The sequence below is a fragment of the Pseudomonas sp. OG7 genome, assembly GCF_014192825.1.
Taxonomy (GTDB): domain Bacteria; phylum Pseudomonadota; class Gammaproteobacteria; order Pseudomonadales; family Pseudomonadaceae; genus Aquipseudomonas; species Aquipseudomonas monteilii.
In genome coordinates this window covers 237,404-261,981 of record NZ_JACHYK010000001.1, presented here as the reverse complement: position 1 = coordinate 261,981, position 24,578 = coordinate 237,404, and the positions used below count along the sequence as shown (strand labels likewise).

Annotated in this window: 19 protein-coding genes; 7 read left to right on the top strand and 12 right to left on the bottom strand. The window is 63.5% G+C overall.

All coding sequences use genetic code 11. The features are described 5' to 3' along the window. Window position 1: 1 nt before the first annotated feature. A complete protein-coding gene (locus FHW75_RS01260) occupies window positions 2–1,600 on the top strand; it encodes an MFS transporter (protein WP_025755060.1) in 1,599 nt (532 codons plus the stop codon). A gap of 70 nt (window positions 1,601–1,670) precedes the next feature. Here the strand turns inward: FHW75_RS01260 and FHW75_RS01255 are convergent, their stop codons facing one another. The 4 genes from FHW75_RS01255 to ycaC form a co-directional block, all read right to left on the bottom strand. Next, window positions 1,671–3,512, bottom strand: a complete 1,842-nt coding sequence (locus tag FHW75_RS01255; RefSeq protein WP_161775520.1) for an amidohydrolase — start codon at window positions 3,510–3,512, stop codon at window positions 1,671–1,673. Window positions 3,513–3,819: 307 nt separating this feature from the next. Next, window positions 3,820–4,638 (bottom strand): alpha/beta fold hydrolase, encoded by an 819-nt coding sequence (locus FHW75_RS01250; RefSeq protein ID WP_084296606.1) that lies wholly within the window; start codon window positions 4,636–4,638, stop codon window positions 3,820–3,822. Window positions 4,639–4,677: 39 nt separating this feature from the next. After that, a complete protein-coding gene (locus FHW75_RS01245; protein WP_019096460.1) occupies window positions 4,678–4,986 on the bottom strand; it encodes a hypothetical protein in 309 nt (102 codons plus the stop codon). Window positions 4,987–5,106: 120 nt separating this feature from the next. Then, window positions 5,107–5,736 carry an isochorismate family cysteine hydrolase YcaC gene (gene ycaC, locus FHW75_RS01240; RefSeq protein ID WP_019096461.1) on the bottom strand — a complete coding sequence of 210 codons (630 nt, stop codon included), beginning with the start codon at window positions 5,734–5,736 and terminating at the stop codon, window positions 5,107–5,109. Between the two features lie 202 nt (window positions 5,737–5,938). Here ycaC and FHW75_RS01235 point away from each other — a divergent pair, with 202 nt between their 5' ends. After that, window positions 5,939–7,366 (top strand): mechanosensitive ion channel family protein, encoded by a 1,428-nt coding sequence (locus FHW75_RS01235; protein ID WP_025754249.1) that lies wholly within the window; start codon window positions 5,939–5,941, stop codon window positions 7,364–7,366. Between the two features lie 45 nt (window positions 7,367–7,411). Here FHW75_RS01235 and FHW75_RS01230 read toward each other — a convergent pair whose 3' ends face one another. Both FHW75_RS01230 and FHW75_RS01225 read right to left on the bottom strand, forming a co-directional pair. After that, complete coding sequence (locus FHW75_RS01230) at window positions 7,412–8,698, bottom strand: FAD-binding oxidoreductase (RefSeq protein WP_019096463.1); 1,287 nt, start codon at window positions 8,696–8,698, stop codon at window positions 7,412–7,414. A 151-nt stretch (window positions 8,699–8,849) separates the two neighbouring features. Then, window positions 8,850–10,340 carry an aldehyde dehydrogenase family protein gene (locus tag FHW75_RS01225; protein ID WP_016712672.1) on the bottom strand — a complete coding sequence of 497 codons (1,491 nt, stop codon included), beginning with the start codon at window positions 10,338–10,340 and terminating at the stop codon, window positions 8,850–8,852. A 136-nt stretch (window positions 10,341–10,476) separates the two neighbouring features. Between FHW75_RS01225 and FHW75_RS01220 the strand changes: the two genes are divergently transcribed. Continuing rightward, window positions 10,477–11,367 (top strand): LysR family transcriptional regulator, encoded by an 891-nt coding sequence (locus FHW75_RS01220; RefSeq protein WP_161751321.1) that lies wholly within the window; start codon window positions 10,477–10,479, stop codon window positions 11,365–11,367. Window positions 11,368–11,507: 140 nt separating this feature from the next. Continuing rightward, window positions 11,508–12,902 carry a VOC family protein gene (locus FHW75_RS01215; protein ID WP_183673048.1) on the top strand — a complete coding sequence of 465 codons (1,395 nt, stop codon included), beginning with the start codon at window positions 11,508–11,510 and terminating at the stop codon, window positions 12,900–12,902. Between the two features lie 51 nt (window positions 12,903–12,953). On the opposite strand, the gene FHW75_RS01210 is transcribed toward FHW75_RS01215, so the two are convergent. Then, window positions 12,954–13,880, bottom strand: a complete 927-nt coding sequence (locus FHW75_RS01210) for a LysR substrate-binding domain-containing protein (RefSeq protein WP_019097523.1) — start codon at window positions 13,878–13,880, stop codon at window positions 12,954–12,956. 157 nt (window positions 13,881–14,037) lie between these two features. Here FHW75_RS01210 and FHW75_RS01205 point away from each other — a divergent pair, with 157 nt between their 5' ends. Beyond that, the gene (locus FHW75_RS01205; protein ID WP_019097522.1) at window positions 14,038–15,426 is read left to right on the top strand and encodes a NorM family multidrug efflux MATE transporter; all 1,389 of its coding nucleotides are present in this window, start codon (window positions 14,038–14,040) and stop codon (window positions 15,424–15,426) included. Window positions 15,427–15,469: 43 nt separating this feature from the next. Here the strand turns inward: FHW75_RS01205 and FHW75_RS01200 are convergent, their stop codons facing one another. Then, on the bottom strand, window positions 15,470–17,134 hold the full coding sequence (locus FHW75_RS01200) for a bifunctional diguanylate cyclase/phosphodiesterase (RefSeq protein WP_019097521.1): 1,665 nt from the start codon (window positions 17,132–17,134) through the stop codon (window positions 15,470–15,472). 296 nt (window positions 17,135–17,430) lie between these two features. On the opposite strand from FHW75_RS01200, the gene rep reads away from it, so the two are divergent. Next, window positions 17,431–19,440, top strand: a complete 2,010-nt coding sequence (gene rep / locus FHW75_RS01195) for a DNA helicase Rep (protein ID WP_016712678.1) — start codon at window positions 17,431–17,433, stop codon at window positions 19,438–19,440. A gap of 64 nt (window positions 19,441–19,504) precedes the next feature. Beyond that, on the top strand, window positions 19,505–20,077 hold the full coding sequence (locus tag FHW75_RS01190; protein ID WP_003253535.1) for a xanthine phosphoribosyltransferase: 573 nt from the start codon (window positions 19,505–19,507) through the stop codon (window positions 20,075–20,077). A gap of 121 nt (window positions 20,078–20,198) precedes the next feature. Here FHW75_RS01190 and FHW75_RS01185 read toward each other — a convergent pair whose 3' ends face one another. The 4 genes from FHW75_RS01185 to alr form a co-directional block, all read right to left on the bottom strand. After that, window positions 20,199–22,055: an acetyl-CoA hydrolase/transferase family protein gene (locus tag FHW75_RS01185; RefSeq protein WP_183673047.1), complete on the bottom strand. Its 1,857-nt coding sequence runs from the start codon at window positions 22,053–22,055 to the stop codon at window positions 20,199–20,201. Window positions 22,056–22,177: 122 nt separating this feature from the next. Next, entirely contained in the window at window positions 22,178–22,582 is a 405-nt protein-coding gene (locus FHW75_RS01180) for a cytochrome c5 family protein (protein WP_033693936.1), read from the bottom strand. Window positions 22,583–22,736: 154 nt separating this feature from the next. Continuing rightward, window positions 22,737–23,285, bottom strand: coding sequence for a cupin domain-containing protein (locus FHW75_RS01175; RefSeq protein WP_019097519.1), 549 nt, complete (start codon window positions 23,283–23,285; stop codon window positions 22,737–22,739). Window positions 23,286–23,395: 110 nt separating this feature from the next. Continuing rightward, the gene (gene alr, locus FHW75_RS01170; RefSeq protein WP_016712681.1) at window positions 23,396–24,469 is read right to left on the bottom strand and encodes an alanine racemase; all 1,074 of its coding nucleotides are present in this window, start codon (window positions 24,467–24,469) and stop codon (window positions 23,396–23,398) included. Window positions 24,470–24,578: the final 109 nt, after the last annotated feature.

Genomic DNA, 24,578 nt, shown 5'->3' with positions numbered 1-24,578 from the left:
CATGAGCACATCCCCTTCAGGCGCCTGGAGCCCGTTGCGCAACACCACCTTCCGCATGCTATGGATCGCCACCATCGCCTCCAATATCGGCACCTGGATGCACGAGGTGGGCGCCGGCTGGTTGATGACCACACTGTCGGCCAGCCCGCTGCACGTGGCGCTGATCCAGGTGGCCGGCTCGCTGCCGATGTTCTTCCTGGCCCTGCCAGCGGGCGCAGCGGCGGATATCGTCGACAAGCGCCGCTACCTGTTGCTGGTGCAGCTGTGGATGTCTGCCGTGGCCGTGGTGCTGGCAGCCCTGACCCTGCTTGGGCTGATGAACGTGACCTTGCTGCTGGTGCTGACCCTGGCACTGGGTATCGGGACGGCGTTGATGATGCCGGCCTGGAGCGCACTGACACCGGAGTTGGTGGGCAAGGAAGACCTGGCCAACGCGGTGGCCATTTCCAGTGTGGGCATCAACGTGTCTCGCGCCATTGGCCCGGCCTTGGCCGGCGTGGTGGTGAGCATGGTCGGCCCATGGCTGACCTTTGCCTTGAACGCGATTTCGTTTGCCGGGGTGATCCTGGTGTTGTTCCTGTGGAAACGCGAGGTGAAGGAGCCACTGCTGCCAGCCGAGCGCTTCGTGGGCGCCATGCGCACCGGCCTGCGCTTCGCGCGCAGTGCCAAACCCTTGCAGGCCGTGCTGCTGCGGGCCGTGGCGTTCTTCTTCTGTGCCAGCGCCGGCACCTCGCTGCTGCCGCTGATCGTGCGCGGCGAAATGCACGGCACTGCTGCCGACTTCGGCTTGCTGCTGGCGGCCATCGGCATTGGCGCGGTGGCCGGCGCCACCCTGCTGCCGCGCCTGCGCGAACGCATCAGCCGCGACCGCCTGGTGCTGTTCGCCAGCCTGCTGTATGCGCTGTTCCTGCTGGCGCTGGCGCTCGTGCGCAACTTCTATGTGCTGCTGCCGGCGATGCTGCTCAGCGGGGCGGCGTGGATCGCGGTGCTGTCCAACCTGCAGGTGGCGGCGCAAACCTCGGTGCCGGCCTGGGTGCGGGCGCGGGCGTTGTCGGTGTACATCCTGATCTTCTTTGGTGCCATGGCGTGTGGCGGGTTGCTGTGGGGCACGCTGGCCAGCCATGCGTCGATCACCTTGAGCCTGCTGCTGGCGTCGGGTGGTCTGGCCCTGGGCACGTTGCTGACCTGCAAGGTAACCCTGCCGGAAACCGAAGCCGAAGAACTGACACCGTCGTTGCACTGGCCTGTTCCGGTGCTGGGCGATGACATGGACAAGGAAAGCGGGCCGGTAATGGTGACGGTGGAGTATCACATCGACCCGACCAAGGCCGAGGCGTTTCAGCTGGCGACGCGGGAGCTGGAAGCCATGCGCAAGCGCAATGGGGCACTGTCCTGGGGATTGATGCGCGACAGTGCAGACCGGGCGTTGTGGCTGGAGTTTTTCTTCGAAGAGTCGTGGCTGGAGCATTTGCGGCATCACCATCGGGTGACCCGAGGGGAGCTGAAGATCGAGGCGCGGGTGCGGATGCTGCAGACGGAGGGGGTGGAGGTGAAGATTCGGCATTTGTTGGCGGGTGGTGAGCACAAGGCTCACCCTTGATGCCGGCGATAGGGCCAGGACAAGCAACACAAAAAAGGGGCCAAAAAACTGGCCCCTTCTTCACATCAGCTCAGAACGCAAAGCACGAACAACCCAACGCGCCCCAGAAGCCCTGGAAGTCGTTGACTGGCACACTCGACTGCCGGGCCTTTTCATGGCTGTGCGCATGCACCCCACAAGGCCCGACGCACTGGTGCGCCATTGCCGCCAGCGACGGCGTACCCACGCGCCAGTGCCCCGGCACCTTGGCCACCGGCGACCATTCCGGCAGTACCGGCACCTGTGGTGGACCAAGGCGATCAAATTCGCCGGCAGCGTACACAATTTTGCCATCGACAATCGTCAGCACCGACTCGATACCCTTGATCGCCTCTTCATCAACACTGAAGAAGTCCAGCGACAGTGCAGCCAGGTCGGCCAGCTGGCCCACCTTGATCTGGCCTTTCTTGCCCTGCTCGCTGGAGAACCAGGCGCTGCCTTGGGTGAACAGTTGCAGCGCGGTGTCGCGGCTGAGGCCTTCGGGGTACAGCTCCATGCCGCCAACGGTCTTGCCGCTGACCAGCCAGTACAGCGAGGTCCATGGGTTGTAGCTGGACACGCGGGTGGCGTCGGTACCGGCACCTACCGGCACGCCCATGTCGAGCATGCGCTTGATCGGCGGCGTCTGTTCTGCCGCCTTGGCGCCGTAACGGTCGACGAAGTATTCACCCTGGAAGGCCATGCGGTCCTGAATGGCGATACCACCGCCCAGGGCACGCACGCGCTCGATGTTCTGTGGGGTGATGGTTTCGGCGTGGTCGAAGAACCACGGCAGGCCGTTGAACGGGATGTCGCGGTTGACCTTCTCGAACACGTCGAGCATGCGCGTGATCGATTCGTTGTAGGTGGCGTGCAGGCGGAACGGCCAGCGCTGCTCGACCAAGTGGCGCACCACCGGTTCCAGTTCTTCTTCCATGGTTTGCGGCAGGTCCGGGCGCGGTTCGAGGAAGTCCTCGAAGTCGGCAGCGGAGAACACCAGCATTTCACCCGCGCCGTTGTGGCGCAGGAAGTCGGTGCCGCTGTGCAGCTTGACGCTGGAGGTCCACTTCTTGAAGTCGTCCAGCTCTTCTTTGGGCTTCTGGGTGAACAGGTTGTAGGCGATGCGCACGGTCAGCTGGTTATTGTCGGCCAGCTCCTGGATCACCGAGTAGTCGTCGGGGAAATTCTGGTAGCCGCCGCCAGCGTCGATGGCGCTGGTCAGGCCCAGGCGGTTGAGCTCACGCATGAACTGGCGGGTGGAGTTGACCTGGTATTCCAGCGGCAGCTTCGGCCCTTTGGCCAGGGTGGCGTAGAGGATCATCGCGTTGGGGCGGGCGATGAGCATGCCGGTCGGGTTGCCGAACTTGTCACGCTGGATCTCGCCACCCGGCGGGTTGGGCGTTTCCTTGGTGTAGCCGACGGCCTTGAGCGCGGCGCGGTTGAGCAGCGCGCGGTCATACAGGTGCAGCAGAAACACCGGGGTATCGGGCGCGGCCTGGTTGATTTCTTCCAGGGTGGGCATGCGCTTTTCGGCGAACTGGAATTCGTTCCAGCCACCCACCACACGCACCCACTGCGGGGTCGGCGTGCGCGCGGCCTGGTCCTTGAGCATGCGCAGGGCATCAGCCACCGATGGCACGCCTTCCCAGCGCAGTTCCAGGTTGTAGTTCAGGCCACCGCGGATCAGGTGCAGGTGCGAGTCGTTCAGGCCGGGGATGACCGTGCGCTGCTTGAGGTCGACGATTTGCGTGGTGGCGCCCTTGTGGGCCATGGCCTCGGCGTCGTTGCCCACGGCGATGAAGCGGCCATCCTTGATGGCGACGGCGGTCGCAGTAGGCTTTTCGCGGTCAACGGTGTGCAGTTTGCCGTTGAACAGAATCAGGTCGGCGGTCATGGAACCTCCTTGGGTGGATGCGTGAGCGGAACCGGCTTGGCCGGTGAAGGGCAATGCGGACCAGAGCGCGCCTGCTGCACCGAGCACGGTGCTGGTGGCGAGGAACTGGCGACGGGTCTTGTCGTTGCGGTCCTGGGACATGAGCTTCTCCGACTGGGGCCGGCAGGGGCGACTGCGAAGCATGCCGGTTGATGCAAGGTCAGGGCTTGGATGGATGTGCGGTGGGTTGAAGAAGGTTAGCCCTGATCAACATTTGTGCTGCCTTGGCTGGCCACTTCGCGGGCAAGCCCGCGAATGCCTCCCACGGTTACTGCTGGAGGAACGCCAGCAAATCCTCATTCAACTGCTGCGCATGGGTCACCGCAAACCCGTGCGGCGCACCGGCATACACCTTCAGCTCAGCCCCGCGAATCAGCTCTGCCGCCCGCTTGCCAGTGGTTTCGAACGGCACGATCTGGTCGTCGTCGCCATGAATCACCAGCGTCGGCACATCGACCTTGGCCATGTCCGGGCGGAAGTCGGTTTCGGAGAACGCCGTCACGCAATCCAGAGTGCCCTTGATCGAGGCCATCAGCGCGATGTTCAGGGTTTGCGTCTGCATGCCCTGGGACACCTGCTGCCCATGGTTCAGGCCATAGAACGGCGTGGCAAAGTCGGCGATGAACTGGGCGCGGTCGGCACGCAGGCCGGCACGGATACCCTCAAACACTGACAGGTCGACACCCTCAGGGTTGTCGTCACGCTTGCCGAATACTGGCGTCACAGCCCCCAGCAACACCAGCCCGGCCACACGCTCGCTGCCGTGGCGGGCGATGTAGCGGCTGACATCACCGCCACCCATCGAGAAGCCCACCAGGGTGACGTCGCGCAGGTCGAGGTGTTCGATCAGCTGGGCAATGTCATCGGCAAAGGTGTCGTAGTCGTAACCGTTCCACGGCTGGCTCGAACGGCCGAAGCCCCGGCGGTCGAAGGCGATGGTGCGGTAGCCGCGGCTGGCCAGGAACTCCATCTGCGAATCCCACATGTCGGCATCCAGCGGCCAGCCGTGGCTGAACAGCACGGGCTTGCCGCTGCCCCAGTCCTTGAAATAGATCGAAGTGCCATCGCGGGTAACGAAGGTGCTCATAACGGTATCTCCTTGAAAGTGTCGAGGTGAAGGCGTGGCTCAGCCGCGCAGCCAGTTGGCGCAGCGGCGGGTTACCCAAGGCATGATGTAGAACACCACGGGCAGGATGACGAACAGGTTGACGATGAGGTTGCCGGTGATCGGGCCGCCCAGCTGCGGGAAGCGTGCGAACAGCGGCGCCAGCAGTTGCGGAATGACCATGGTCATCGGGCAGATCACCAGGTAGGTCAGCAGCGCCTGCTTCCAGCGCGGGGGTTGTGCAACCGGGGTGCTCGAAGCGGTGTCGATCACCTGGTGTTGCAGGCATACGGTCACCACATCGCGGTTGTCTTGGGTTGCGGTGTTCATCGGCGTTCCTTGGGATGAGCTTGCCCGCATCCACTGTGCAACGGCGGACGGGCGGAGGATTGGATGGGTGTGCTGCCCTGGGCGGGCACCGACTGGCGGTGCCCGGGGCGGCGGTTTGGCTTACTTGCCGGCGTTGAAGGCGTTGTAGCTGGTCATCAGGTTGCGGTAGTCCGGGATGTGGTTGGAGCACAGCGCCGCCAGCCCTTCGATATCGTTGCGCCAGTCGCGGTGCAGCTCACAGGCCACGCCGAACCAGGTCATCAACTGCGCGCCTGCCTGGCTCATGCGGTCGTGGGCAGCGTCACGGGTCATGGCGTTGAAGGTGCCGGAGGCATCGGTGACCACGAATACGTCGAACTCTTCTTCCAGGGCCGACAGGGCCGGGAAGGCTACGCACACTTCAGTCACCACGCCGGCGATGATCAGTTGCTTCTTGCCGGTGGCCTTCACGGCCTTGACGAAGTCTTCGTTGTCCCAGGCGTTGATCTGCCCTGGGCGGGCAATGTACGGCGCATCCGGGAACAGGGCTTTCAGCTCTGGCACCAGCGGGCCGTTGGGGCCTTGCTCGAAGCTGGTGGTGAGGATGGTCGGCAGGTTGAAGAACTTGGCCAGGTCAGCCAGGGCCAGCACGTTGTTCTTGAATGCGTCCGGCTCGATGTCGCGGACCAGAGACAGCAGGCCAGCCTGGTGGTCGACCAGCAGGACAGCGGCGTCGTCTTTGTTCAGGCGGTTGTATTTGAAGTTGGTCATGGTCGTTGCTCCTAAGGGTTTTGATGTTCAGTAAGTGGGGTGTTTCGCGTTGATGGGAGAAGATTAAAACCATCACCTTTGGAGCGGTAGATAGCTGATTTTGGCTTTAGCGTTCTATTTAAGGAACGACAAATTGGCAGTGGATTTGCTGGGCTACCTGCTCTATTACTACCCACAGCCCTTCTCCCACCCCGAGACCACCATGCTGGCGTTCATCCAGTCGTCCCCGTTATTGCTCGGTACTGCCCTGCTCCTGCTGGATCTCGTGCTCTGGCAACTCATCCCCATCCAGCGCCGCGCCTGGCGCATCGGAACGCGCTTGGTGATATTCCTGCTGTTCAGCTCGGTGCTGGTGGCCGCTGGCATGAGCCCGCTGCAACCGCCGCCCTGGCCCGACGATGTGTCGCGCAACCTCATGGCCACGGTATTGGCGATCGGTTGGTGGCTGTTTGGCGCACGCACGGTCACGGTGGTGTTTGGCCTGCTGTTGGTGGCCCGTGGCAGCCATGGCGGGCGGTTGCTGCAGGATGTGCTGGGGGCGTTGATCTTCCTCGCCGCTGTGGTGGCTGCCGCCGGCTATGTGATGCAGCTGCCGGTCAAAGGCCTGCTGGCTACCTCCGGGGTGATGGCCATCGTCATCGGCCTGGCGTTGCAAAGCACCCTGGCCGACGTATTCAGCGGCATCGTGCTGAACACCACGCGGCCCTACCAGATTGGTGACTCCATTTCCATCGACGGCACAGAAGGCAAGGTGCTGGACATCGACTGGCGCGCCACACGCCTGCTGACCGGCACTGGCAGCCTGGCGGTGATCCCCAATTCGGTGGCGGCCAAGGCCCGGCTGCTCAACCACAGCCGCCCGGCCGATGTGCATGGGGTGTCGATCAGCGTGGTGGTGCCGGCCAAGGTGCGGCCCAAACGGGTGTTCGATGCACTGGAAAAGGCCCTGCAGGGCGTCAGTGCCATTCTTGAGACCCCAAAGCCGAAAGTGACGGTGAAGGCCTCGACACTGGAATCCGTGGAGTACGAGGCCAGCGGTTTCGTGGCCGAAGCAGGCGCCAAGGGCGACGCGCGCAACCAGCTGTTCGACCTTGCGCACCGCCACCTGGAGGCCAGCGGGGTGATGTGGAACGTGGACCTGGCCCTGCCGCCGCGCAGCCGCCAGCGCGAAGTACTGGACGAGGTGCGGGTGTTCCGCTCGCTAAGCGATGAAGAGCGTGATGCGCTGAGCCAGCGCATGACGGCGGTGGAGTACCTGGCGGATCAGGTGATCCTGGGCGTTGGCGAGCATTCCGATCACCTGTTGGTGATTGGCAGCGGGGTCATCTCGGCATCGGTGCGCGATGGCGACAAGTTGGTCGAAGCCGGGCGCATGGGGCCGGGTGAGGTGCTGGGGATCGAGGGCATCATCGATGAAGAGGATTCGCTGGCCGAGTTCCGCACGCTGACCAGTTGCGTGCTGTACCGGATCGACAAGGAACAGGTGAAGAGCTGCTTGCAGCAGCGTGGCGAGGTGCAGACGGCGCTGAGCAAGTTGCAGCGGTTCCGGCGCCAGAGCCGGGAGTCGTTGTTGCTGCAGAAGCCGGCCCTGATCAAGAAAGGCGGCTTCCTTAGCTGGTTGCACAAGTAAGCCTGACCGGCCTCTTCGCGGGCTCGCCCGCGAAGAGGCCAGAACTTACAACACAACTCTCAAGCATTGCCCCGCGTGGTACAGCGAGAACCCGGACTCATAGAAAGCGGTACGCAGCGAAGGTGCACTCACACCGGTCATCGGCGAGAACGGAATCGGCAGGCTATCCGCCTCCCCCTTCAGCAGGAACTCGGCAAACGCCCGGCCAATCACGGTGCCGGTGGTGTTACCTCGCCCGTTATAACCGGTCACCGCCACCAGCCCCGGCGCTGGCTCGAACAGGCGCATCAGGTGGTCCGGGGTGAAGTCGATGCAACCGGTCCAGTGCATTTCCCACTCGACCTTGCCCAGCTCCGGGTAGTAGTGGCTCTGGATCCGGTCTGCCCAACTGCGCACGAACCACGCCGGCTTGTTGTCGACCCGGCCCAGGCTGCCGAGCAACAGGCGGCCTTGGTCGTCACGGCGGATGCTGCTAAGCACGGTGCGGGTGTCCCACGAGCCTTGGCCGTGCGGCAGCACCTTGTCGGCTGCTGCGCCCTGCAACGGCTTGGACGCCACTTGGTAGTAGTATCCACGGAAGAACTGCTTCTGCAGGTTGCTCCAGTCGCCTTCGGTGTAGGCACCGGTGGAAATCACCACCTTGTCGGCGCGCACCGAGCCGCGGGCGGTCTTCACCCGCCAGGCATCGCCGTCACGCTCCAGGCCTTCGACCGAAGACTGCTGGAACAACTTGCCGCCCAGACGGGCCACGGCAGCCGCCAGGCCCTGGGTGTAACCCATGGGGTTGATGGTGCCGGCGCGGCGGTCGAGCAGCGCGGCGGAAATCTTGTTGGTACCGCAGTATTCCTGGCACTGGGCGCCGGTCAACAGCTCTACGTCGGCACCGCGGCGGCGCCATTGTTCGTGACGGGCCTCAAGGTCGGCGAGGCCGGTGGCGTTGTGCGCCATGTGCAGCGTGCCTTTGTGCTGGGCCTGGCAGTCGATGCCCAGGCGCTCGATCATGGCGAACACTTCAGCCGGGGCTTCGCCGAGCACTTTGTTCAGGCGGCTGCCTTGCTTCTGGCCGAGGGTGGCCTCGACGTCGTCAGGGCGGATCCAGGTGCCGGCGTTGACCAGACCCACGTTGCGCCCGGAGCCGCCGTGACCGACCTTCCAGGCCTCCAGCAGAATCACCGACTTGCCCTGTTCGAGCAGGTGGATGGCTGCAGACAGGCCGGTAATGCCGCCACCGATCACGCAGACATCGGCCTTGTGCTCACCGGCCAGGGCCTGGGCGGCAACGGTTGGTTTGCTGACGAATTCCCACAAGCATTCTTGACGCAGTTCGGACATGGCCCGGCTCCAGCAATTTGTTCTTGTTGGGGCTGCTTTGCAGCCCATTCGCGGCACAAGGCCGCTCCTACAGAAGGTCGCGATGCCTGTGTAGGAGCGGCCTTGTGCCGCGAACCGGGGGCATAGTCCCCGGCCATGCAGCATCAAACCATCAGTCGAACACGATACCCTGCGCCAGCGGCAGCTCGCGCGAGTAGTTCACGGTGTTGGTCTGACGACGCATATAGCCTTTCCAGGCATCCGAACCCGACTCACGACCACCGCCGGTTTCCTTCTCGCCACCAAACGCACCGCCGATCTCGGCGCCGCTGGTGCCGATGTTGACGTTGGCGATGCCGCAGTCGCTGCCCGAAGCACTCTGGAAGCGCTCGGCCTCACGAATGTCGGTGGTGAAGATGCACGACGACAGGCCTTGTGGCACTTCGTTGTTCAGGCGCAGGGCCTCTTCGAAGTCGTCGTAGGCCAGCACGTACAGGATCGGGGCGAAGGTTTCGTGGCGCACCACGTCGCTCTGCGCCGGCATTTCGGCAATGGCAGGCGACACGTAGTAGGCGTTCGGGTACTGGTCGGCCAGCTGACGCTCCCCACCAAACACCTGACCACCTTCGTCGCGGGCCTTGGCCAGCGCGCCCTGCATGGCATCGAACGACAGCTTGTCGATCAGCGGGCCGACCAGGTTGTCCTTGCGTGGGTCGCCGATGCGCACTTTGCCGTAGGCGGCTTTGACGCGGGCAACCACTTCGTCCTTGATCGAGCGGTGCACGATCAGGCGGCGCAGGGTGGTGCAACGCTGGCCGGCGGTGCCGACAGCCGAGAACAGGATGCCGCGCACGGCCAGGTCCAGGTCGGCGCTCGGGGCCAGGATCATGGCGTTGTTGCCACCCAGCTCGAGGATGCTGCGGCCAAAGCGGGCAGCAACACGTGGCCCCACTTCGCGGCCCATGCGGGTGCTGCCGGTGGCGCTGACCAGCGGTACGCGCGGGTCGTCGACCATGGCTTCGCCAGCTTCGCGGCCACCGATGACCAGTTGCGCCAGGCCAGCCGGGGCATCGCCGAAGGCTTTCAGGGCTTTTTCGAACAGCGCCTGGCAAGCCAGGGCGGTGAGCGGGGTTTTCTCAGACGGTTTCCACACCACCGAGTTACCGGCCACCAGGGCCAGGGCGGTGTTCCAGGCCCAGACGGCGACCGGGAAGTTGAAGGCGCTGATCACGCCGACCACGCCCAGCGGGTGCCAGGTTTCACGCATGTGGTGGCCCGGGCGCTCGGAGGCGATGGTCAGGCCGTACAGCTGACGCGACAGGCCAACGGCGAAGTCGCAGATGTCGATCATTTCCTGTACTTCGCCCAGGCCTTCCTGGGTGATCTTGCCGGCTTCGATCGATACCAGCTCGCCCAGGTCGGCCTTGTGCTCACGCAGCACTTCGCCAAACAGGCGCACCAGTTCGCCACGGCGCGGGGCCGGCACAGTGCGCCAGGCTTCGAAGGCGCTTTGGGCCTGGTCGATGCGGGCGATGGTCTCGGCCTTGCCGAGCAGTTTCACCGAGGCGATCTGGCTGCCGTCGATCGGCGTGTGAACAGGGTAGTCGCCCTGGGTGTAAGCCTCGGCAGCAACGCCAAGGCGCTCGAGCAATCCAGCAACCATTTGTGCTTCTCCTACATCGGGTGATGGGGTGGAAAAATGATGTGGATCAGTATTAATCCGATCACATAGGTACAACAAACGACCTTTATTCCGCATATCATTCCGCCAGGTAATGATTTGAGCCGCAGAGACCGCTATGTCCAAACGCCTGGTGCCCTCCATGACCGCCCTGCAGTGCTTTGAAGCTGCAGCCCGCCATTTGAGCTTTACCCGTGCCGCCGAAGAGCTGCACCTGACCCAGAGCGCGGTCAGCAAGCAGGTGGCGCAGCTTGAAGACATGCTGCGCCACCACCTGTTTCTGCGCATTCGCAGGCGCCTGCAATTGACCCCGGCCGGCAGCCTGTACCTGGCCGAGGTCAACAAGATCCTCACCCAGGTGGACATGTCCAGCCGCTACGTACTCACCTACGGCGAGCAGACCGAGATATTGAAGGTAGCCACTCAACCGAGTTTTGGCGTGCGCTGGCTGATCCCGCACCTGAAAGGTTTTGGGAAGCGGCACAGCAATATTCACCTCGATATCCGCAACGAGATGGAGCCGTTTGCCCTGTTGCAGGGCTCGGCGGACGTGGTGTTTTTCTACGGCCAGGGCACCTGGCCGGGGGCCACCTGCGTGGAGCTGTTCCGCGAAGAGGTGGTGCCGGTGTGCGCGCCGGAGCTACTGGCCGGGCGCACACTGGGCGATGCCGCAGAGCTTGCCGACCTGGTGCTGTTGCAGAGCACGTCGCGGCCGGAGGCGTGGCATGAGTGGTTCCTGGAGCAGGACCTGCAGAGCGTCAGCGCTTACCACGGGCCACGCTTCGATACGTTCTATATGGCCTTGAGCGCGGCGCAGGCCGGGTGCGGGGTGGCGCTGGTGCCGCGTTACCTGGCGGCGAAAGAGTTGGCGGACGGGAGCCTGGTGGTGCCTTGGAACCATGCGATGCGCAGTGCCGGAGCGCATTATCTGGCGTATGCCGAGCATGCGGCGGAGGTGCCCAAGGTCAGGGCATTGGTGGTGTGGATTCACGAGCAGCTTCAGGCTTGAGGCCCTCTTCGCGGGTGAACCCGCGAAAGAGCCCTGAAGGTCGATCAAAAAAGGAATGACACACTCACTTTTTTTCGCTTGTGAGCCAAGTGCATTCCCAGCTTTCATGTAAGCGTCCGAACCCAACCAGGAAGCTAGCGATGCCCGCCCACGATTTCGTCAGCCCAGACAGCATTCGCGCGCAGTTCTCTGCCGCCATGTCGCTCATGTACAAACAGGAAGTGCCCCTGTACGGCACGCTGCTGGAGCTGGTGAGCGAAATCAACCAGCAGGTCATGGCCCAGCAGCCCAAGGTTGCCGAGGCCCTGCGCTGGACCGGGGAAATCGAGCGACTGGACCAGGAACGCCATGGCGCCATCCGCGTTGGCACCGCCGAAGAGCTGGCCACCATCGCCCGCCTGTTTGCCGTCATGGGTATGGAGCCGGTCGGCTACTACGACCTGAGCTCTGCTGGCGTGCCGGTGCACTCCACCGCCTTCCGTGCCGTGCATGAACAGTCGTTGCATGTCAGCCCGTTCCGTGTGTTCACCTCGCTGCTGCGCCTGGAGCTGATCGACAACCCGCAACTGCGCGAGCTGGCACAGGGCATCCTGGCCAAGCGCCAGATCTTCACCAGCCGCGCCCTCGAACTGATCGCCCAAAGCGAGCGCGATGGCGGGCTGAACGCCGCAGATGCCGGGACGTTCGTGCAGGAAGCGTTGCACACCTTCCGCTGGCACCATGACGCCACCGTCACCGCCGACCAGTACCAGCAGTTGCACGACCAGCACCGCCTGATCGCCGATGTGGTGGCCTTCAAGGGCCCGCACATCAACCACCTGACCCCACGTACCCTGGACATCGATGCGATCCAGGTCGGCATGCCGGCCAAAGGCATCCCGCCGAAGGCCGTAATCGAAGGCCCGCCTACCCGTCGCCACCCGATCCTGCTGCGACAGACCAGCTTCAAGGCCTTGCAGGAAAAGGTCGCGTTCAGCGACCAGCAGGGCAGCGAAGGCAGCCACACCGCCCGTTTCGGCGAGATCGAACAACGCGGTGCGGCGCTGACGCCGAAGGGTCGCCAGCTGTACGACAAGCTGCTCGATGCCACCCGCGCTGCCCTGGGTGGCGCACCGGTCGAGGCCAACGCCGAGCGCTACATGTCGCTGCTGAAAGAAACCTTTGCAGCATTCCCGGACGACCTGGCGCAGATGCGTGAACAGGGCCTGGCATACTTCCGCTACTTCGCCACCGAGAAAGGCCTGGCTGCGCGTGACCAGGAAGGCCGCCCGACCACCCTGCAAGGGCTGATCGACGCAGGCCATGTGCACTTCGAGGCGCTGGTGTACGAGGACTTCCTGCCGGTGAGCGCGGCGGGCATCTTCCAGTCCAACCTGGGCGACGATGCGCAGGCCGAATATGGCAGCAATGCCAACCGCGATGCGTTCGAGGCAGCGTTGGGGTTGCAGGTGCAAGATGAGCTGGCGCTGTATGCGCAAAGTGAACGCCGGTCGCTGCAAGCCTGTGCGCAGGCGTTGAACCTGGGCTCGATGTAATGCATTGCGGCCCTTTCGCGGGTTTACCCGCGAAAGGGCCGGTACAGGCGATCAAAGAGGCGGCAGGATTTCCACATTCGGCAAGTCCATCGCCGCCACCTCGTCTTCCAGAAAAGCACTCAGCCGCCGCAACCGCTCCCCCCCTGGCCGGGTACGCGGCCACACCAGGTAATAATCCATTCCACTGGGCACCGCCGTCGGCCATGGCAGGCTCAAGCGCCCCTGCGCCACATCCTCGGCCACCATCAGCAAATCGCCCATGGAAATCCCATAGCCGCGCGCCGCCGCAATCATGCCCAGCTCCAGGGTATCGAACACCTGCCCGCCCTTGAGCGAAACCTTGTCGCTCAACCCCATGCGTTCCAGCCACTCCCGCCAGTCGCGCTTGTCCACCGTGGGGTGCAGCAGCTCGATAGAGGCCAGCCGGTGCTCGTCCCACGGCACTTTTTCCAGCAGGTCTGGCGCCCCTACGGGTATCAGCAACTCCGGGAACAGCTTGCGCACTTCCCAGTCCGGCGGGAACACCCCGTCGCTGAGCAACACCGCGCAATCGAACGGTTCCTGGTTGAAGTCCACATGGTCAACGTCCATCCAGGCACTGGTCAGCTGTACTTCATTGCCTGGCTGCAGGTGACGGAAACGGCTCAAGCAAGCCAGCAACCAGCGCATGGTCAGGGTCGAGGGGGCCTTCATGCGCAGGATGTCGTCTTCACCGCGCAAGGTATCGCAGGCCCGCTCCAGCGCCGCGAAGCCTTCGCGAACGCCTGGCAGCAATACCCGTGCGGCCTCGGTCAGTTGCAGGTTGCGGCCACTGCGCACGAACAGGCGGCAGGCGAAGTGATCCTCCAGCGTGCGGATATGCCGGCTGACCGCACTCTGAGTGATCGACAGTTCCTCACCGGCACGGGTGAAGGAACTTAGCCGCGCGGCGGCTTCGAATGCGCGAAGGGCATACAACGGTGGAAGCTGACGGGACATGAGGCACCTGCCATACGGGGCTGTGGAGCGGATCACCAAGAAGCATATATACATGAGTCAGACTCATGCCAATGATCGCTTTTATCCTTTTGTGCAAAGTTGACCAAAGCCTCAGAATCGCCCTTCGTTCATCACCTCAGGAAGAAGGACAGCCCTCATGCACGTCGCGCCCACCACAGAACTCAAGGCTTTGCTGCGCCTGGCCGGGCCGCTGATTGCCTCGCAGTTGGCGCACATGCTGATGGTGCTGACCGACACCCTGATGATGGCCCGCATCAGCCCGCAGGCCCTGGCCGGTGGCGGTCTAGGTGCAGCCAGCTACTCGTTCGTGTCGATCTTCTGCCTGGGTGTGATCGCCGCAGTCGGCACCCTGGTGGCGATTCGCAAGGGTGCCAACGATATCGAAGGCGCGACCCGACTGGCGCAGAGCGGCCTGTGGCTGGCCTGGGGCCTGGCACTGTTCGCCGCGCTGGTGCTGTGGAACCTGGAGCCGGTGCTGCTACTGTTCGGGCAAAAGCCCGAGAACGTAGCCTCGGCGGCCGAATTCCTCACGCTGCTGCCACTGGCACTGCCCGGCTACCTGACGTTCATGGCGTTGCGCGGTTTCACCAGTGCGCTGGGGCGCTCGACCCCGGTGATGGTCATCAGCCTGGCCGGCACGGTGCTCAACTACCTGTTCAACGTGGCGCTGATCGAGGGCATGTTCGGCCTGCCCAAGCTGGGCCTGATGGGCATCGGCCTGGTCACCGCGGTGGTGTCGATGGGCATGGCTATCGCGCTGGCGCTGTATATCCGCTGGCACTCGGCCTATGCCGCCTACCCGCTGCGCCAGGGCCTGTCGCGCCCGTCGCTGCCAGCACTGCGCGAGCTGTGGCGTCTGGGGCTGCCAATTGGCGGTACCTACATGGTGGAAGTGGGCCTGTTCGCCTTCGCCGCGCTGTGCATGGGCGTGCTGGGCAGTACCGAGTTGGCCGCGCACCAGATCGCCCTGCAGATCGTGTCCACGGCATTCATGGTGCCGACAGGGCTGTCGTATGCGGTGACCATGCGGGTGGGCTTGTATTACGGCGCTGGCAACCTGCTGGCGGCGCGCAGCGCCGGGCGCGTGGGCATTGGCTTCGGGGCGATGATCATGTTTGCCTTCGCCGCGCTGTTCCTGCTGCTGCCCGAGGCGCTGGTGGGGCTGTTTATCGACCGTAACGACCCGGCCTTTGCCGCGATCTTCCAGGTGGCCGTGCAGTTGCTGATGGTGGCGGCGTGGTTCGAGCTGTTCGATGGCATGCAGACGATTGCCATGGGCTCGATCCGCGGGCTGAAGGATGCCAAGACCACCTTCCTGATCGGGCTGGTGTGCTACTGGCTGGTGGGTGCGCCGAGTGCGTGGCTGTTCGCGTTCAACCTGGGCGCCGGCGCGGTCGGGATCTGGTGGGGCTTGGCGCTGGGGCTGGCGTGTGCGGCGGTGGCGCTGACGTTTGGCTTTGAGTGGCGGATGAAGCGGCTGCTGGGGAAGGCCGGTTCACCTGACAGGTCTGTGGTGTCTGTTTGATTGTTGGGGCCGCGAAAGGAGGGCGAAGCCCTCCCCTGCTATCTCAAACGCTAACCAGCTTCGGCCTGCTGCAATCCAGCAAAAATTCGATCAATTCCCCCACCGGCAGCGGCTTGCTGACCAGGTAGCCCTGCACCTGATCGCACCCAAACCCTCGCAACAAGGCCAGTTGCGCTTCACTCTCCACCCCCTCGGCCACCACCTCCAGGTTGAGGTTATGCGCCAGGTTGATCATGGCATGCACCAGCTTGCGGTTTTCCTCGCGCATTTCCATTTCGGCCACAAAGCTGCGGTCTACCTTGAGCAAGGTGATCGGCAGGCTGTTGAGGTGCACGAACGAAGAGAACCCGGTGCCAAAATCGTCGAGCGAGAAGCGCACACCCAGGCGGCCGAGGGCATCCATGGTCTGGCGTACCAGTTCGTTGCGGCGCATCACTGCCGTTTCGGTCAGCTCGAACTCCAGCCAACGGGCATCCACACCATGCTCGATGATCAGGCGGCTCAGGGTGGCCAGCAGCTGGCTGTCCTGGAACTGGCGGAAGCTGAGATTAACCGCCATGTGCAGCGGTTCCAGGCCGCGCTCGCACAGCGCCTGCATGTCGCGCAGCGCCCGGGAAATCACCCAGTAACCCAGCGGCACGATCAGGCCACTTTGCTCGGCCAACGGCACGAACTCGCTGGGCGGCAGCAGCCCGCGCTCGGCATGGCGCCAGCGCACCAGCGCCTCCAGGCCAACGATGCGTCCGTCCGCCAGGTCAAGCCGTGGCTGATAGTGCAGCTCCAGCTCATCACGGCGCAGGGCGCGGCGTAGCTCGCTTTCCAAATCGGCCAGGCTACGGGCGTTGCGGTTGATGCGCTCGTTGAACACATGGAAGGTGCAGCCTTGGCTACCCTTGGCCTGGCGCATGGCGATGTGGGCGTGCCACATCAAAGGGTCGGCCCCCGCTTGGGCGCGGGCATGGGCCAGGCCCAGGCTGCAGCCCAGCAGCAGGCTTTCGCCGTCGATGAAGTAGGGTTCGGCCAAGGCTTCGACGATACGCTCGGCAATCCATTCGGCGCGGTTGGCGTCGCGGCGGGTGTCGATCAGCAGGGCAAACTCGTCGCTGCCCAGGCGGGCCAGCTGGTCACCCGCCTCCAGCTGGTTTTGCAGCCGCGCCACCACCTGCAAAATCAGCCGGTCGCCGCTCTGGTGGCCGAGGGCATCGTTGACGTGGCGGAAGTTGTCCAGGTCCAGGTGGCCCAAGGCAACGCCACGGCCTTCGTTTTCGGCCAGGCGCGCAGTCAGCAAGGCCTGGAAACCTTGGCGGTTGGCGATGCCGGTCAGGGGGTCCTGCTCAGCCAGGCGCTGCAAGGTGGCCACCAGCACTCCACGTTCACGCACATGACGCAGCGAGCGGCGCAAGGTATCGGCATTGAGCTGGCCGCGTACCAGCCAGTCGCTGACGGCCGTGGGCGCCACCTCGGGCTCGTGGTCGAGCAGCAGGATGGTCGGCAGGTCGCAGCGCCCGGGCACGGGCTGCAGGGCCGGGGTTGCCAGCACCACAGCCTGGCGATCATTGCTGAACAGGCTGTCGACGGATTCCCAGTTCGGGGCGGTAAGCAGCACGGCGCTGCCGCTCAGGGCAGGCATGCAAGCGTGCAACAAGGCGGCCCATTCCGGCTCATCAGCCAACAGCAGCAAACGCAAAGGTTCGACAGGCGTGGACAAGCGGACTCCTTAGGGCTTCACGGTGCAACGATAACTGGCGGGTATGCTACTGCATTTAATGAAAATGATTTTCACTTTTATACATGTTTCTACGGGTGTAGCATCCCGACGTATTTTGTCGTGCATCCTGCTCGAAACGAGCCGAACCGGCAAATATGATTTTTTCAGATGCTAGGATTAGTCCCACTAATAGTAGGCCGGATAAAAGTCTGACTCAGACGTCAGACGGTCGCGCCATAACGGCCCCATGCCTGTTAGAATGCGCGGCTATTTTCTGGCGACCCCCGGTTTCTAGCATGTCCCGACTCAATCCCCGGCAGCAGGAAGCCCGTGACTACGTCGGCGGCCCTCTTTTGGTGCTCGCCGGTGCAGGTTCGGGCAAGACCAGCGTGATCACGCGCAAGATTGCCCACCTGATCCAGAACTGCGGCATCCGTGCCCAGTACATCGTGGCGATGACCTTTACCAACAAGGCCGCGCGCGAGATGAAGGAACGTGTCGGCACCTTGCTGCGCCCGGGGGAAGGCCGTGGCCTTACGGTGTGTACCTTCCACAACCTGGGCCTGAACATCATCCGCAAGGAGCACGAGCGCCTGGGCTACAAGCCGGGCTTCTCGATCTTCGACGAGTCCGACATCAAGGCGTTGCTGTCGGACATCATGCAGAAGGAATACTCCGGCGACGACGGCATCGACGAGATCAAGAACATGATCGGTGCCTGGAAGAACGACCTGATCCTGCCGCCCGAAGCCCTGGAAAAGGCGCGCAACCCGCGCGAGCAGACCGCCGCCATCGTCTACACCCACTACCAGCGCACACTCAAGGCGTTCAACGCGGTGGACTTCGACGACCTGATCCTGCAGCCGGTCAAGCTGTTCCAGGAGCATCCCGAGGTGCTGGAACGCTGGCAGAACCGCGTGCGCTACCTGCTGGTGGACGAATACCAGGACACCAACGCCAGCCAGTACCTGCTGGTGAAGATGCTGATCGGCATGCGCAACCAGTTCACCGTGGTAGGCGACGACGACCAGTCGATCTATGCCTGGCGCGGTGCCCGTCCCGAGAACCTGATGCTGCTCAAGGAGGACTACCCCTCCCTGAAGATCGTCATGCTGGAGCAGAACTACCGCTCCACCAGCCGCATCCTGCGCTGTGCCAACGTGCTGATCGCCAACAACCCGCACGCGTTCGAGAAGCAACTGTGGAGCGAGATGGGCGTGGGCGACGAGATCCGCGTGATCCGCTGCAAGAACGAGGAAGCCGAGGCCGAGCGCGTGGCCATGGAAATCCTCACCTTGCACCTGCGCACCAACCGCCCGTACAGCGACTTCGCCATCCTTTACCGTGGCAACTACCAGGCCAAGCTGATCGAGCTGAAGCTGCAGCACCACCAGGTGCCGTATCGCCTGTCGGGCGGCAACAGCTTCTTCGGTCGCCAGGAGGTCAAGGACCTGATGGCGTACCTGCGCCTGCTGGTGAACCCGGACGATGACAACGCCTACCTGCGCGTCATCAACGTACCGCGCCGGGAAATCGGCTCCACCACCCTGGAAAAGCTCGGCAACTATTCCACCGAGCGCGGCATTTCGATGTACGCCGCCAGCGAGGAGCTGGGCCTGGGCGAGCACCTGGATGCCCGCTACACCGAGCGTTTGCAGCGTTTCAAGCACTGGCTGGACGGGGTACGCCAAAAGGTTGCCCTGGAAGACCCGATTGCCGCGCTGCACGAGATGATCCGCGACATCGACTACGAGAACTGGATTCGCCAGCAGACCGCCAGTGACAAAGCTGCCGATTTCCGCATCAGCAACGTCTGGTTCCTGGTCGAAGCGCTGAAGAACACCCTCGAGAAGGATGAAGAGGGTGACATGACCATCGAGGACGCCATCGGCAAGCTGGTGCTGCGCGACATGCTCGAGCGCCAGCAGGAAGAGGAAGAGAACGCCGAAGGTGTGCAGATGATGACCCTGCACGCCTCCAAGGGCCTGGAGTTCCCCTACGTGTTCATCATGGGCATGGAAGAGGAAATCCTCCCGCACCGCTCCAGCATCGAGGCCGACACCATCGAAGAGGAACGCCGCCTGGCCTACGTGGGCATCACCCGCGCACGCCAGACGCTGGCCTTCACCTTCGCTGCCAAGCGCAAGCAGTACGGTGAAATCATCGACTGCACGCCCAGCCGGTTCCTCGACGAACTGCCACCGGACGACCTGGCCTGGGAGGGCCTGGACGATGCACCGGTCGAGGTGAAGGCCGCACGCGGCAATAACGCCCTGGCCGATATCCGGGCAATGCTCAAACGCTGATCAACCATTACTCTTAAACTTTGCCGCTATTTGCGGCCACCTTTGCTACATCGAGGAAAACAAAGTGGAAGCACTGCATCAGAAGATTCGCGAAGAAGGCATCGTGCTTTCCGACCAGGTTCTTAAAGTCGACGCGTTTCTCAACCACCAGATCGATCCGGCGCTGATGCAGCTGATCGGTGACGAGTTCGCCCGCCTGTTCGCTGACGCGGGCGTGACCAAGATCGTCACCATCGAAGCCTCGGGCATTGCCCCGGCGGTGATGACGGGCCTGAAGCTGGGCGTGCCGGTGATTTTCGCCCGCAAGCACCAGTCGCTGACCCTGACCGAGAACCTGCTGACCGCCTCGGTGTACTCCTTCACCAAGCAGACCGAAAACACCGTGGCCATCTCGCCGCGCCACCTCAACAGCAGCGACCGCGTGCTGGTGATCGACGACTTCCTGGCCAACGGCAAGGCGTCGCAGGCGCTGATCTCGATCATCAAGCAAGCCGGCGCCACCGTGGCGGGCCTGGGTATCGTCATCGAAAAGTCGTTCCAGGGCGGCCGTGCCGAGCTGGACAGCCAGGGCTACCGCGTTGAATCGCTGGCCCGGGTGAAGTCGCTGGAAGGTGGTGTGGTCAGCTTCATCGAGTAAGCACCATTGGGGCCGCTTTGCGGCCCTTTCGCGGCACAAGGCCGCTCCTACAGGCGATCGCATTCTCACTGTAGGAGCGGCCTTGTGCCGCGAAAGGGCTGCAAAGCAGCCCCGGCAATCTTCAGGTGGCCGCCAGTCCCGCCAGCAGCAGCCGCTGATAAAGCTCCTCCTTTAGCCCATGCGGCTGATCCAATTGCATCCTCGTCAGGTGCCCCTCATACCCCTCCGGCCCCGGCGCATCCAGCGCTGCCTTGCCCAACTCCAGCACCTCGCTCAGCTTGAACTTGCTTTTCAACCAGGTCAGCGCCCGCAGCAGGTCACGCTCTTCGGCCGTAAAATCCGTCCCCATCGGGTACTCCGGGAACAACCGCGCATGCCGCGCCCGGATTGCCTCCAGACGCTGTGGCGTATTGTCAGTAAAACGCGCATCCAGCTGAAAATCCCTGGGCAGCTTGCCGGCCTCTTTCGCCTGCTCGGTCAGCCCCTGCTGGAACCGCGAATCGCACACTGCCAGTAACCGCGCAATCACCTCGCTGTCGGTCTGCCCGCGAAGGTCGGCAATGCCGTACTCGGTCACCACGATATCGCGCAGGTGCCGGGGGATGGTGCAGTGGCCATAGGTCCAGAACAGGTTAGAGGTCACCTCCCCGCCCGACTCACGCCAGCTGCGCAGCAGCAAAATCGAGCGCCCACCCTCCAGTGCATGAGCCTGGGCGACGAAGTTGTACTGCCCCCCCACGCCGCTGAGCACACGGCCATCTTCCAGCTGATCGGCCACCCCGGCACCGAGCAGCGTCATGCCGAACGCCGTGTTGATGAAGCGCGCATCGCGCCGCTGGTGCCGCTTGAGTTCTTCCTGCCCGTACAGCTCGTTGATGAAGCTGATACGGGTCATGGCAAACCGCGCGCGCTGCTCAAGCGGCATCTCCCTCAGCCGCTGGTAGAACGCTTGAGGCCCGAGGAAAAAGCCACCATGCAACAACAGCCCCTGCTCATCGGCCGAGCGCCGTAGCAAGCCCGCTTCGGCCAGCACCAACAGGCCGTTAACGAACATTTCGCTGCAGCCGTACAGGCCTTCGGCAAAAGTCTCCAGCCCCCCTTCCCGCTCAATCAGCGCCTGCCACGGGCCGATATCCAGCTCGTCGAGCAGGGCCCGGTAGCCCGCGTTGTCGCCCTGGCGCGCCAGCAACGCTGCAGCGACTGCATCCCCCATGGCACCGATGCCGATCTGCAAGGTGCCGCCGTCACGCACCAGCGTGCTGGCGTGCAAACCAATGCAGTGATCCTGGGTGTTGACCGGCATGTTCGGCGTGGAGAACAACCGGCGCTGCTCGGCTTCATCGATCAGCAGGTCGAACGCATCGATGGGCAATTCCGCATCGCCGGGCATGTACGGCAGTTCGGTATGTACCTGGCCAAGCATCAGGATGGTTTCGCCGGCCGCACGGCGCTTGGCGATCATTGGCAGCAGGTCGAGGGTGATGTCGGGGTTACAGGCCAGGCTGAGGTGGACGGGCTTCTCGGGAGTGGCAGCGACCAGTTGCGCGATCAGGTTCAGGCCCTTGGCATTGATGTCACGGGCGGCGTGGCTGTAGTTGCTGCTGATGTAGTCCTGCTGGGCCGATTCGCTGTGCAGCAGGCTGCCGGGCTGCATGAAAAACTGCTCTACGCGGATGTTTGGCGGCAGGCTGTCGTTGCGCAGGTCGGCGAGGTAGGTGAGCTCTTCGTAGTCGGCGAAGACGCGCTCGACGAAGGGTTCGAGAAAACGCCGTTGCAAGCCGTCACCCAGTGGTGGTCGGCCGAGGGTCAGCGCGGTGTAGATGGTCAACTGCCGCTCTGGCAGATCGCGCACCCGGGCATAGAGGGCGTTTACGAAAGCGTTAGGCTTTCCCAGACCCAAGGGCAGGCCCATGTGGATATGGGCTGGCAGCCGGGACAGGACCTGCTCGACAGCCTGGTCGATGGCGCAGAGGTGCATCGGGGCCTCCTGAGACATGGGTTCAGGGGTTGGACACAGGCCTACGGCAATTGGTTGCCTGCACTGGAGCCCATAAACAAAGCCCGCCATCAAAGGCGGGCTTCGTGCAATTCAGCTGTAGATCACAGCCCGGACATTTTCTTGATCGCGCCTTTCAGGTCGTCATCCGAGCAGTCCGCGCAGGTGCCTTTCGGCGGCATGGCGTTGATGCCGGTAATGGCCTTGGCCAGGATGCCATCCAGCCCGCCCTGGTGGTCGGCGCGTTCTTTCCACGCGGCGGTGTCGCCAATTTTCGGCGCGCCGAGCAGGCCGGTGCCATGGCAGGCATTGCAGTGCTTGGCGATGATGTCATCCGGCGTTTTGGCGCCCCCGCCCCCCGCCGCTGCAGCCACTTCCATGCCTTTGCATTCCTGGCCCTGGACACACACCTGGCCGACCGGCTCCAGGCGCTTGGCAATGTCGTCGTTGGTCGCAGCGGTTGCGCTCATTGCCCAGAGGGCGAATACGGCTGCTGGTACGGCCAGCATCTTCTTGATTTGGTTCACGCGAACACCCTCATGGTGGCTAATCACGCTCGCGGCCACGAAACGGCGAGCGTTGAAAAGTATAGCGGGAACCCAGAGGCCGTGAAACGACCCTACACGGGAAAGGGGTATTGCCGAATCAATGCACTGCGCTGGATCAAAAGTTTGAAGGCGTCGCTGCGCTGATCAACCGCGCGGGCTGGTCGAAGGGGTTGCGAAAACGGTGCGGGCGGGTGCTTTCGAAGTAATAGCTGTCGCCTTCTTCGAGGATGAAGATCTCGTTGCCGACCACCAGTTCCAGGCGGCCTTCCAACAAGATGCCGGTTTCCTCGCCGTCATGGGTGAGCATCTCGGCACCGGTGTCGGCACCCGGCGGGTACACCTCGGTGAGAAAGGCGATGGCGCGGTTGGGGTGCGACTTGCCGACCAGCTTCATGGTCACCGCACCGTCCGAGATGTCGATCAGTTCGTGGGCCTTGTAAACGATCTGCGTGGGGCTTTGAGGTTCCAGCTCGACCGAAAAGAACTCGACCATGGACATGGGGATGCCGCTCAGCACCTTGCGCAGCGAGCTGATCGAGGGGCTCACACTGTTCTTCTCGATCATCGAGATGGTGCTGTTGGTCACGCCGGCACGCTTGGCGAGTTCACGCTGGGACAGGCCCTTGAGCTTGCGGATGGCTTGCAGTCGTTCGCCGACGTCCAAAGCTGGAGCCTCCTGAAACGGTGGAATGGGGGGGTGGATGTGAACGATATCATGGCAATGCCGTTCAGTATTTACAACACACCGCCCCTCAACCTGTCCGCTTCAGCGTGTCATTCGCCGATGTAGTCCCGCGGTACGCGCTTCAGGTTGCAGAAGATCTGGTAAGGAATGGTGCCCGCGTGTGCGGCCACTTCACTGGCCAGCACCTGCTTGCCCCACAGCTCGACCGGGCTGCCGACAGTGGCTTGTGGCACGTCGGTCAGGTCGACGCTGAGCATGTCCATCGATACACGGCCAATCAGCTGGGTGCGCTGGCCGGCAACCAATACCGGGGTGCCGTTGGGCGCCTGGCGCGGGTAGCCGTCGGCATAGCCCATGGCAACCACGCCAACGCGGGTTGGCCGGGGGCTGACGAACTTGGCGCCATAGCCCACCGGCTCGCCGGCAGGCAGCTCGCGCACGCTGATGACCCGCGATTGCAAGGTCATGACCGGTTGCAGGCGTTGGGCCTGGGCCTGGGCCACTTCGAACGGGGTGGCGCCATACAGCATCAGGCCTGGGCGTACCCAATCGCTGGGGGCTTGTGGCCAGCCCAGCACGCCGGGGGAGTTGCGCAGGCTGCATTCGGCGGCCAGGCCCTGGCGGGCAGCCTCGAACACGGCAATCTGCTGGGCAGTGGCGTCGGCATCCAGCTCGTCGGCGCGAGCGAAGTGGCTCATCAGCACGATGCGAGAAACCTTGCCACTGGCCAGCAGGCGCCGGTAAGCCTCGTGGTAATCCTTGGGGTGCAGACCGACACGATGCATGCCACTGTCGAGCTTCAACCAGACAGTGAGCGGCTTGTGGACCTGGGTCTGCTCGATGGCTTCGAGCTGCCACAACGAATGCACCACACACCACAGGTCGTGCTCGGCGATCAGCGCCAGCTCGCTGACTTCGAAAAAGCCTTCCAGCAGCAGCACCGGGGCCTTGATACCGGCGGCGCGCAGTTCCAGCGCCTCTTCAATGCAGGCCACGGCAAAACCGTCGGCTTCGGCCTCCAGGGCCAGGGCGCAACGCACGGCGCCATGGCCATAGGCGTCGGCCTTGATCACGGCGAGGGCTTTGGCACCGGTCAGTTCACGGGCCAGACGGTAGTTGTGGCGCAGGGCCTGGAGGTCGATCAGGGCGCGGGCGGGACGCATGGCGGCTGCCTTATGGTGGTTCGGGTTGAAATCGGTGTTGGATTCTTCGCGGGCTCGCCCGCTCCCACAAGTACTGCACAGCTTTCAAAAGCTGTGAAATACCTGTGGG

Excerpts from the sequence above, each read along its gene's own strand:
- FHW75_RS01260 (WP_025755060.1), top strand. The coding sequence starts at position 2 with ATGAGCACATCCCCTTCAGGCGCCTGGAGCCCGTTGCGCAACACCACC.
- FHW75_RS01255 (WP_161775520.1), bottom strand. The coding sequence starts at position 3,512 with ATGACCGCCGACCTGATTCTGTTCAACGGCAAACTGCACACCGTTGAC.
- FHW75_RS01250 (WP_084296606.1), bottom strand. The coding sequence starts at position 4,638 with ATGAGCACCTTCGTTACCCGCGATGGCACTTCGATCTATTTCAAGGAC.
- FHW75_RS01245 (WP_019096460.1), bottom strand. The coding sequence starts at position 4,986 with ATGAACACCGCAACCCAAGACAACCGCGATGTGGTGACCGTATGCCTG.
- ycaC (WP_019096461.1), bottom strand. The coding sequence starts at position 5,736 with ATGACCAACTTCAAATACAACCGCCTGAACAAAGACGACGCCGCTGTC.
- FHW75_RS01235 (WP_025754249.1), top strand. The coding sequence starts at position 5,939 with ATGCTGGCGTTCATCCAGTCGTCCCCGTTATTGCTCGGTACTGCCCTG.
- FHW75_RS01230 (WP_019096463.1), bottom strand. The coding sequence starts at position 8,698 with ATGTCCGAACTGCGTCAAGAATGCTTGTGGGAATTCGTCAGCAAACCA.
- FHW75_RS01225 (WP_016712672.1), bottom strand. The coding sequence starts at position 10,340 with ATGGTTGCTGGATTGCTCGAGCGCCTTGGCGTTGCTGCCGAGGCTTAC.
- FHW75_RS01220 (WP_161751321.1), top strand. The coding sequence starts at position 10,477 with ATGTCCAAACGCCTGGTGCCCTCCATGACCGCCCTGCAGTGCTTTGAA.
- FHW75_RS01215 (WP_183673048.1), top strand. The coding sequence starts at position 11,508 with ATGCCCGCCCACGATTTCGTCAGCCCAGACAGCATTCGCGCGCAGTTC.
- FHW75_RS01210 (WP_019097523.1), bottom strand. The coding sequence starts at position 13,880 with ATGTCCCGTCAGCTTCCACCGTTGTATGCCCTTCGCGCATTCGAAGCC.
- FHW75_RS01205 (WP_019097522.1), top strand. The coding sequence starts at position 14,038 with ATGCACGTCGCGCCCACCACAGAACTCAAGGCTTTGCTGCGCCTGGCC.
- rep (WP_016712678.1), top strand. The coding sequence starts at position 17,431 with ATGTCCCGACTCAATCCCCGGCAGCAGGAAGCCCGTGACTACGTCGGC.
- FHW75_RS01185 (WP_183673047.1), bottom strand. The coding sequence starts at position 22,055 with ATGCACCTCTGCGCCATCGACCAGGCTGTCGAGCAGGTCCTGTCCCGG.
- FHW75_RS01180 (WP_033693936.1), bottom strand. The coding sequence starts at position 22,582 with ATGCTGGCCGTACCAGCAGCCGTATTCGCCCTCTGGGCAATGAGCGCA.
- alr (WP_016712681.1), bottom strand. The coding sequence starts at position 24,469 with ATGCGTCCCGCCCGCGCCCTGATCGACCTCCAGGCCCTGCGCCACAAC.